Here is a 2,500-nt window from a genome sequence, read left to right as displayed (position 1 = left end):
CCGTATTTGCCGCATTCATAACAGGAAACTTCGGTAAGTGGAATAAATCTTTTAGTTGATAAGTAAATTCATCAATAACAGTTGAGTATCCACAATCTTCAATAATAACTTTAACATTAGAAGGTAAATCTTCTCCTGAAGTCATCATTACAGTTGCCCCGCCCATTGAAACACCAAATAGAGCTATTTCAGCATTAGGGTCTTTCTTTAAGATTTGTTGAATCCAAATTAACACATCTTTACGATCATGCCAGCCCATACCAACATAATCCCCTTCACTATTTCCGTGCCCACGAAGGTCTGGTGCTATGACATTATAGCCTTGTTCATAAAAGTTACGAACATATTTCGTCATTTCTGATGCTCTACCACTATATCCATGAACTACAATTGCCCATTTATGACTAGATGGTTCATTCATATATTCATAACCTTTTAAATTTAATTTATCGAAAGAACGTATAGTTAATGTGTTAGGTTTATACTTCGATACGAAGTTTGCATTCTTTTCTTCATTTGCAGCCAATACATCTCCCGACGCATTTACCGTTTCCACTAAATGAGGATTATCTTGCAAAAATTCCTTTTCTTGTTTCGCATTTAATGCATAGTTATAAAAATAATTTCCAACTAACATATACACGATTACTAGCAGGACTAAGACTACTATAGTAATTATACTTATCTTTTTCATATTATCTCCTTTTCTAACTTAAATCTTCTTATATTAAAGTACATCAAAAACAACTGTACTATTTTAACATACCAATGAATTCTATCTTTAAGAAATAAAATAGAAAATCTTAAATTACCTGTCAAAAATCACGAAAGAAATTGAATAAAACTTATATAGCTACGTACTCAAAAATCTTTTAAAAAATGAGCAGCACTTCAAAATATTTAGCTTTGAAAAGAAGTTATAAAACACAAAAAAGACGAGTCATTCTGACTCGTCTTAAAGTTGCTTGGCGACGTCCTACTCTCACAGGGACAAGGTCCCAACTACCATCGGCGCTAGAGAGCTTAACTTCCGTGTTCGGTATGGGAACGGGTGTGACCTCTCTGCCATCATCACCAAACTATTGAAGGCATATTCCTTCAAAACTAGATAACATTTGCTACATATTATATGGTTAAGTCCTCGATCTATTAGTATTCGTCAGCTCCACATGTCACCATGCTTCCACCTCGAACCTATCAACCTGATCATCTTTCAGGGATCTTACTAGCTTACGCTATGGGAAATCTCATCTTGAGGGGGGCTTCATGCTTAGATGCTTTCAGCACTTATCCCTTCCGCACATAGCTACCCAGCTATGCCCTTGGCAGAACAACTGGTACACCAGCGGTGCGTCCATCCCGGTCCTCTCGTACTAAGGACAGCTCCTCTCAAATTTCCTACGCCCACGACGGATAGGGACCGAACTGTCTCACGACGTTCTGAACCCAGCTCGCGTACCGCTTTAATGGGCGAACAGCCCAACCCTTGGGACCGACTACAGCCCCAGGATGCGATGAGCCGACATCGAGGTGCCAAACCTCCCCGTCGATGTGGACTCTTGGGGGAGATAAGCCTGTTATCCCCGGGGTAGCTTTTATCCGTTGAGCGATGGCCCTTCCATGCGGAACCACCGGATCACTAAGCCCGACTTTCGTCCCTGCTCGACTTGTAGGTCTCGCAGTCAAGCTCCCTTATGCCTTTGCACTCTACGAATGATTTCCAACCATTCTGAGGGAACCTTTGGGCGCCTCCGTTACACTTTAGGAGGCGACCGCCCCAGTCAAACTGCCCACCTGACACTGTCTCCCGGGTCGATAAGACCCGTAGGTTAGAATTTCAATACAGTCAGGGCGGTATCCCACCAGCGCCTCCACCGAAGCTAGCGCTCCGGTTTCAATGGCTCCCGCCTATCCTGTACAAACTGTACCAAAATTCAATATCAGGCTACAGTAAAGCTCCACGGGGTCTTTCCGTCCTGTCGCGGGTAACCTGCATCTTCACAGGTACTATAATTTCACCGAGTCTCTGGTTGAGACAGTGCCCAAATCGTTACACCTTTCGTGCGGGTCGGAACTTACCCGACAAGGAATTTCGCTACCTTAGGACCGTTATAGTTACGGCCGCCGTTTACTGGGGCTTCAGTTCAGAGCTTCGCTTACGCTAACCCCTCTCCTTAACCTTCCAGCACCGGGCAGGTGTCACCCCCTATACTTCGCCTTACGGCTTCGCAGAGAGCTGTGTTTTTGCTAAACAGTCGCTTGGGCCTATTCACTGCGGCTTTCCGTTAAGAAAGCACCCCTTCTCCCGAAGTTACGGGGTCATTTTGCCGAGTTCCTTAACCAGAGTTCTCTCGCACACCTTAGGATTCTCTCCTCGCCTACCTGTGTCGGTTTGCGGTACAGGCACCTTTTATCTCGCTAGAAGCTTTTCTTGGCAGCGGGGAATCAAAGACTTCGCTCCATAAGGAGCTTCCCCATCACAGCTCAGCCTTTATGATAA

General features: G+C 44.2%; 1 protein-coding gene and 2 rRNA genes (2 of these 3 running past the window's edge). All 3 read right to left on the bottom strand.

Annotated features, from left to right (window positions below):
- Window positions 1-694: the 5' portion of an alpha/beta hydrolase gene (locus BHV55_RS01555; RefSeq protein ID WP_000723977.1), read on the bottom strand. It extends 266 nt beyond the left edge of the window; 694 of the gene's 960 nt are visible here — the first part of the coding sequence; the start codon lies at window positions 692-694; the stop codon falls past the left edge of the window.
- Window positions 695-963: 269 nt separating this feature from the next.
- A 5S ribosomal RNA gene (gene rrf, locus BHV55_RS01550) occupies window positions 964-1,079 on the bottom strand.
- 50 nt (window positions 1,080-1,129) lie between these two features.
- Window positions 1,130-2,500: ribosomal RNA gene (locus BHV55_RS01545) — 23S ribosomal RNA — on the bottom strand (it continues 1,551 nt past the right edge of the window).

The sequence above is a fragment of the Bacillus sp. RZ2MS9 genome (genome assembly GCF_001816185.2).
Lineage (GTDB): Bacteria > Bacillota > Bacilli > Bacillales > Bacillaceae_G > Bacillus_A > Bacillus_A cereus.
This window is presented reverse-complemented; position numbering and strand designations above follow the sequence as displayed.